At 58.3% G+C, this 6,866-nt stretch carries 4 protein-coding genes and 1 pseudogene; 2 read left to right on the top strand and 3 right to left on the bottom strand.

The features are described 5' to 3' along the window. The coding region (locus AA309_RS25085; protein ID WP_047191762.1) for a sensor histidine kinase at positions 1-1,671 on the top strand (1,671 nt) is incomplete at its 5' end. Continuing rightward, positions 1,668-3,032 carry a sigma-54-dependent transcriptional regulator gene (locus AA309_RS25090; RefSeq protein WP_047191763.1) on the top strand — a complete coding sequence of 455 codons (1,365 nt, stop codon included), beginning with the start codon at positions 1,668-1,670 and terminating at the stop codon, positions 3,030-3,032. The genes AA309_RS25085 and AA309_RS25090, both read left to right, overlap by 4 nt. Before the next feature lie 554 nt (positions 3,033-3,586). On the opposite strand, the pseudogene AA309_RS25095 reads toward AA309_RS25090, so the two are convergent. The 3 genes and pseudogenes from AA309_RS25095 to noeI form a co-directional block, all read right to left on the bottom strand. Next, positions 3,587-4,327 (bottom strand): annotated as a pseudogene (locus AA309_RS25095) (transposase); the annotation flags it as partial. 171 nt (positions 4,328-4,498) lie between these two features. Next, positions 4,499-5,428 (bottom strand): LysR family transcriptional regulator, encoded by a 930-nt coding sequence (locus AA309_RS25100; RefSeq protein WP_047191764.1) that lies wholly within the window; start codon positions 5,426-5,428, stop codon positions 4,499-4,501. A 499-nt stretch (positions 5,429-5,927) separates the two neighbouring features. Next, a complete protein-coding gene (noeI, locus tag AA309_RS25105) occupies positions 5,928-6,608 on the bottom strand; it encodes a 2-O-methyltransferase NoeI (RefSeq protein WP_047191765.1) in 681 nt (226 codons plus the stop codon). Between the last annotated feature and the right edge of the window lie 258 nt (positions 6,609-6,866).

Genomic DNA, 6,866 nt, shown 5'->3' on the forward strand with positions numbered 1-6,866 from the left:
GCCCTCCCGCTTGCAGCCGACAGTTTGAAAGCGGACGTCGAGAAGCAGAGATTGATTCCGCTGATCCTGGCCCGCGACGGTGCGGTTCAGGAGATGTTTTGCAGTCCGAGCCCTGCCAAGGAAGCCGCGCTCGACGACAAGCTTCGCGGCATTGCCCGCGACGCCATGGCTTCCGTGGTCTATGTCATCAACACCGAGGGCATAGCGATTGCCGCGAGCAACGCCGGCGAGCCGACCAGTTTCGTCGGCAACGACTACCGCTACCGCCACTACTTCACCGAGGCGATGGCAAATGGCACGGCCACGCAATATGCGCTCGGCACAACCAGCGCGCGCCCGGGCCTATACCTGGCGAGCCGGGTTGATGGGTCGGAGGGTCCGCTCGGCGTGGTCGTGGTGAAGGTGGAGCTCGACCGGGTCGAGTCGAGCTGGAGGGAGAGCGGCTTCGTGGTCTTCACGACGGATGAGCGCGGCGCTGTCCTTGCGACGAGCGTGCCCCAATGGCGTTTTGGCGCTCTCTCACCTCTTTCCGAAGAGGAGACGGAAACCACCCGAGATCGTCTGCAGCTATCAGGCGCGACTTTCAAGCCGGTGCCGCTTTCCCAGCGTGGCGGCAACATGGTCACCGCAAGTCCTGCGGGCAGATCAGCCGGCTTCGTTGCGGTTTCGCAGGATCTTGGGAAAGCAGTTCCGGGCTGGCGTCTTTCCCTGCTCATTCCTGCTGACGCTGAGATTTCATCGGCGGCAATAACGGGCCGCGTAACGACATTGCTTGCCCTCATTCTCCTTGGATTCGCCGTTGTCGTCATTGTCCGACGGCGGCGGGCGATCCGACAGCGGCAGGAAGCACTTGCGCGCATGAATACCGAACTCGAGTACCGCGTCAATCTGCGCACGGCGGATCTCCGCCGCACAAACGAAGCGCTCGCCCACGAGATCGCCGAGCGCGAGAACGCCGAGGCGAGGGTGCGCCGCCTGCGCGATGAACTCGCCCAGGCAAACCGGCTGTCTATTCTTGGGCAGATCGCGGCCGGGGTCGCCCACGAGATCAACCAGCCGGTGGCAGCGATCCGAACGTATGCTGAAAGTGCCGCGCGCCTTCTTCAGAACGGCCGGTCGCAAGACACCGCTGAGAATATGAGCTCGATCGTCGCCATGACCGGCAGGATCGGGTCAATTACAGAAACGCTGCGGTCCTTCTCCCGCCGCGCGACCGGAGCGATATGGCCGTTACCAGCGGAAGAGGCGATTGATGGTGCGCTTTCGCTCCTGTCAGGCCGAATCCGCGATTCCGGGGTGATGATCGAACGAACGCGGACCGACTCGTCTCCAATGGTGATGGCAAGCCGCATCCGGTTGGAGCAGATCCTCGTCAACCTTCTTCAGAATGCGCTCGACGCGTTGGAGGACCAACCGGAGCCCCAGGTCGAGATCGCGCTCACCGCGAAGGAAGAAATGGTTGCCATTTCCGTTCGGGATAACGGTCCCGGCCTTGCCCCCGACATCCGCCGGAACCTTTTCATGCCGTTCACCACCAATAAGGAAAAAGGCCTCGGTCTTGGCCTGGTCATTTCAGAAGAGATCGCGCGGGAGCTCGGCGGCTCACTGCGGCTCGATACGAACCATGACAAAGGGGCTTCCTTCACGGTCGAGCTGAGGCGTGCGGCATGAGTGCTGAAAAAGGACGGGTTATTTTTGTGGACGATGACGAGGATCTGCTACGGGCAGCCAAGCAGATGCTGGAGCTTGCCTGCTTCGTTCCGATCCTTTTCCGCTCGGCCGAGACGGCGCTCGCCACGATAGATAAGGATTTCGAGGGGCTTGTAGTGAGCGACATTCGCATGCCCGGAATGGACGGACTCCAGCTCTTCGAGCGGGTGAAGGCGATCGATCCGGATATTCCAGTCGTCCTCATCACCGGACATGGCGATGTCGAGTTGGCCGTCGCAGCCATCAAGGACGGCGCCTACGATTTCATCCCGAAGCCATATGCGACGGAGCGACTTCTAGAGACGCTGCATCGTGCTTCGGAGAAACGGCACCTGGTTCTGGAAAACAGGCGTCTAAAGGACGCGGTCGCCCGATCCGCTGGCGATATGCCGCTCATCGGCGAGGCGCCGGCCATGAAGCGGCTGCGCAAAACGCTTCGCCAAATCGCCGATACCAACGTGGACGTCCTCGTGGAAGGTGAAACAGGCACCGGCAAGGAGGTGGTCGCCGCGCTGCTGCACCGGTGGAGCAACCGGCACGCGAAACCCTTCGTCGCGTTGAATTGCGGCGCGCTCCCGGAAAGCGTCATCGAGAGCGAGCTTTTCGGACATGAGGCAGGCGCCTTCACGGGAGCACAGAGGCGCCGGATTGGGCGGATCGAGCATTCAAACGGTGGGACGCTCTTCCTCGATGAAATCGAGTCTATGCCGCCCCTGCTTCAGGTGAAGCTGCTCAGGGTGCTCGAAACCCGGCAGATCACGCCGCTCGGCACCAATGAAACCCGAAGCATCGACCTTCGTGTCGTCGCCGCGACGAAGGTCGATCTCGGCGATCCAGCGACCCGCAGGGATTTCCGGGAAGACCTCTATTTCCGGCTGAACGTAGTGACGTTGCGCATCCCGCCGCTTCGCGAGCGCTCCGAAGACATTCCGGCGCTTTTCGGCCACTTCCTGGAGCGTGCATCGAAACGCTTCGGCCAGCCGGTGCGGGAGATGACCGCGGCCGTGCGCGACCATCTCATGGGCCACAAGTGGCCCGGCAATGTTCGCGAACTCGTTCATTTTGCCGACCGTGTCGCCCTGGGGCTCGAACCGGAATTGGAAACCTCGGTTGTATCGACTCAAAAATGCGTGACTGCACCAAGCCTAAGTCTTGCTGAAAAGGTGCGCCGTTACGAAGCAACTGTAATTCACGAAGCCTTGCAGGAACATCGCGGCGATATGCAACAAGTGATCGAAACACTTGGAATCCCTCGCAAAACTTTCTACGATAAATTGAAACGCCACGGGATAAACTCGGCCGATTATCAAAAGAATCGCTAGTGTTCGAAACCTTCTTGAACTTGCACGTCGCGGAAAGGCTGCGATGATGTGTTGACGCCAGCGCATTGGAATCGTTAAAGCCGCTTGTGCCGAGTGCCACGCTATTTTGCCTCAACCCTTACTGTAACCCTTGAAGTATAACCGCCAGACCGAAGCGCCGACGGCAATATTGCCTTTCTGGCCAGGTATTTTCTTCTCATTTTGGGCCTGAAGCTCGCTCGCTTCGGAACAACGGTCTACTCTCATGATTGTGGACAAGGGGTTTTGACATGGAGCGTCGGCCCGTCGCGTCGACGCGACGACAGAGGCGTGTGTACGGCGGATCCATGGTGCAGGAGGCGGGACGCCAACGTCGGTCAACAAACTCTCATCTGCGGGTTGACCCGCATGACCTTGCTGCGTTTGGGGCTGCTCGCTCTAGAGGGTGAGCATCACAGGCTCATAGTGGAGACGAGGGCTCCCCGGCATTGTCCCACCCCCAGCGCCACGGACCGCCCCGAGGGTTCTGCTCTGTGTTCAGTGATCCTCCCCTGCTGGATAGTTGCGGAAGATGCTCACGCGGCCTTTGGCAACTGGACCATGCAGGCAATCGTCCACACAAATTCGACCATCTCCCGCGCGATGGCGGCAGTGACCACATTGGCGGTCTTGCCCAGAACGGTCAGCCGCCGATATCGGGCACACAACCGGACTTGCGCTTTCCAGGCGATCTCGCGCACTGGCTTAGACAGGGCCTCGATCCGGTCAACCTTGTGGCGACCGACCCGCGGCTTCATGCCATCGGCCCAGGCACCTTCAACCAGCGCTCGACGGGCATGGCTGTTGCCGGTCTTGGTGATGCCACCCCGCCGCACCGTCCGGCCTGTCGAGCGCTCCCCCTGCACCAGGCCGAAATACGCCATCAGCTGACGCGGGTTGGCAAAGCGGGTGAAGTCGCCGACCTCATTGACCAGCACCACAGCATCGATCAGAGCGATGCCGCGCAGAGCCTGCAGGGCCTCAACGGCAGGACAAAGAGTCCACTGGCCCAGAAGCGCGTGGATCTGCTCCTCAACCCGCTGGAGCCGTCGTTCCGCATTGCTGACCGCATCGACATAATCCTGAAAGGCAATCTGCTGGGCGGGATGGTCGAAGGCGAGTGTCGACAGCCAGCGGCGGTACGCCACACTCCGGGCTCTCGCAGACCCTTGGGAGCGGCCGTGCCGCAGCAGGAAGCCTTGCAGGTGCTGACGAGCCCGCGTCACCAGCTGTCGCACAGTGCTGCGCAAGCGGATCAGGTCACGTATGGCTTCATGAGCCTCATTCCGGCACCCAGACCGGTGTCAACTCACCCGCTCGCTGGAGAGGCGTCGACATCGGCAAAGACGTCTTCCCCTTGTCGGCTTCGATGCCGAAGGGAAGATCGCCTGCCGTCGCAAGATCCAGCGGGGTGGCAATCACGCCGAGGTGGTATAGGAATGCCTGAGCTATCCCGTGGTCTCACGCGGGGAAGCCATGTGGGATGCCTCGTGTAATAACATCTCTCGCATCCAGATGCTTGCTGGATCATTCTTGTGAAAGGCAGGCCATTGGACAGCTTCGGTGAATGCAGGAAATGGCAGCGGCAGTTCGACGATCCGCAGGGGTATCGTCTTTGCGAAATGCTCAACCAGCCGTAAGGGCATGGTTGCTATACGGTTGGTGCCTGATACCAAGGGTGGGAGCATGCTAAAGCTGTCCACCGCGACCTCAAGACGTCTCTTGAGACCGCGCTCGAGCAAAAACCATTCCTCGATGGAGGGCTTCTGCGTCCGTCCGAACTTGACCGCAACGTGCCCCATCGACATGTATCTCTCGAATGTAAGCTGCCGCGGTAGCTGCTTGTTCATGCGGCAGCCTACGCACACAAGTTTCTCGTCGAACAGTGCCACTCTAGGATGCGCGCTCGACATGAACACTTCCGGAAGGATTAGAAAATCGACGTCGCCGCGCCGGAGAAGCTCATCGGGGTCGTCGTCGAGAGGCAGCAACTCGAAGCTGACGGCGGGAGCTTCCCGGGCAACACGCTCCACGACCTTTCTAAAAAATACGAGTGTCATGAAATCGGAAAGGATGATCCTAAAGCGGCGCTCCGATTGGGCTGGGTTGAACCGGTCCGAGGAAATGATGGAGAGCTGGATGTGCAGCAGAGCCTCGCGAACTGCGGGGGCGAGCCCTGCCGCACGCGGTGTTAGGACAAGTTCGCGGCCCCTCATCGTGAATAGCTCATCGCGGAAATAGGCGCGTAACCGGCCAACGGCCGCGCTCATGGCTGGCTGGCTCAGGTTGATGCTGCGTGCCGCCGCCGTGAGGTTACGCTCGGTCGTCAAAGCGTCGAGCGCGACGAGGAGATTGAGATCAAGGCCCTTAAAACGCATGTCTCAGTGTATCCATAGGGTGAATGGGTACCATCGAAACAATCAATTTTACCATCCTTACGGAATGCTGCATGACGAAAATATCAGTTCGACCGAATTCAAGTACATCGAGAGCAAAATTTACGAGTGGCGCAGGAAGAACGGGAAGAATTGAGAGGGCCCATCAGCTCTGGAGCTCGGTGCTATGAAGGTTATTCGGCCCAATTGGCTAGCATCACGATCGCTGACGACAGCGTCTGACGTGCGCCAATCACGCGGCTGCTTCGACCGCAAGATGCGTCCCTCAAGAACGGCAAGAAAGAGGAGGTCATTGCATGCGTCCTCAGGTGCGGTGGAGGCTGTGATGGACAATAAGTTGCAACTCTCCGACTATATCAAACTCGCCGAGTTCCTTCGAAAGACCTATGGTCAACGCGATTGACCTAATCCAACCGTTTATGGACTCTCTAATTGAGGATGGGGAGGGCTGCAGCAGGCGGGAAGCAGAAACGAGCTTGTTCTAAAAATCCCTGTTTCTAAGCAATACATCACCTTCCACTGCCCGGGGATATTGGTTCGCCACTTCGAACGAAGGTAAGAGCTCGAGAATCGCTTGCAGGGATAGCTGCCCTTCATAGAGCTCCCGGTCGCTGTATTCCGTGTAAATGAAGCGCGTCTTGCTCAAGGTCTGTCTGCCGCCAGCGATGACATCGGATTCGGCTCCCTGCACATCCATCCAAATGAAATCGATCGTGTTCAGGTTCGCTTCGCTGCACCAGTCATCTAGCCGTCGAGTTTCAACCGAGATGGGATGATCAAACCGGACCCAATCATATTCCACAAGATGATTCTTGGGTCGGCGTATTGACCCAGAGAGATCCCATTCCTTCGCATTTCCATCTCCATTGCTTGGATGGAAATCGGTCCTGCCATTTCGATCACTGATCGCGATCTCAAATAGCTTCACTTTCTCAAGATACAGATCCATGTTTTTCTTGAAGCGAGCAGCCGCTCGGGGGTCCGGCTCAAAGCAGTAGAGCTGAGCCTTCGGACACAGCCTGAGAAAACGTCGCGTGTCGGTTCCGTCGTTGCAGCCGATTTCCAAGACAACGGGATTCGGCTTTTGGAGAAGTGAAATAATGTGCTGATGTACTTTTAACGAAGATGCGGGTTCTCGCATGCGCTCAAGAAGCTCTCGCATAGACCGCTGTATAGACTTTGACATGCCTTCTCTGAAAGATTGCAGTATGTCCATTGGTACCAAACTACCTTTGATTGCTCTCGGAGATCTATTGAACCCCGTCCTTGAAGCCTCAATAATTCGCGCGACGTCCCGACGAAAGGTATATCAACGTATACAGTGCGTATGCGGGAAGGATGATAAACCTGATTGAGTGGATTATGTGAGGTCCGGCACGGTGTAGTTACTGTTGATTGGAAAATCACTAACAAGGGCAAG

Origin of the sequence: Microvirga vignae (genome assembly GCF_001017175.1) — a bacterium.
GTDB lineage: Bacteria > Pseudomonadota > Alphaproteobacteria > Rhizobiales > Beijerinckiaceae > Microvirga > Microvirga vignae.

Bases quoted from the DNA above. Each gene is read 5' to 3' on its own strand.
- AA309_RS25090 (WP_047191763.1), top strand. From the start codon at position 1,668: ATGAGTGCTGAAAAAGGACGGGTTATTTTTGTGGACGATGACGAGGAT.
- AA309_RS25100 (WP_047191764.1), bottom strand. From the start codon at position 5,428: ATGCGTTTTAAGGGCCTTGATCTCAATCTCCTCGTCGCGCTCGACGCT.
- noeI (WP_047191765.1), bottom strand. From the start codon at position 6,608: ATGCGAGAGCTTCTTGAGCGCATGCGAGAACCCGCATCTTCGTTAAAA.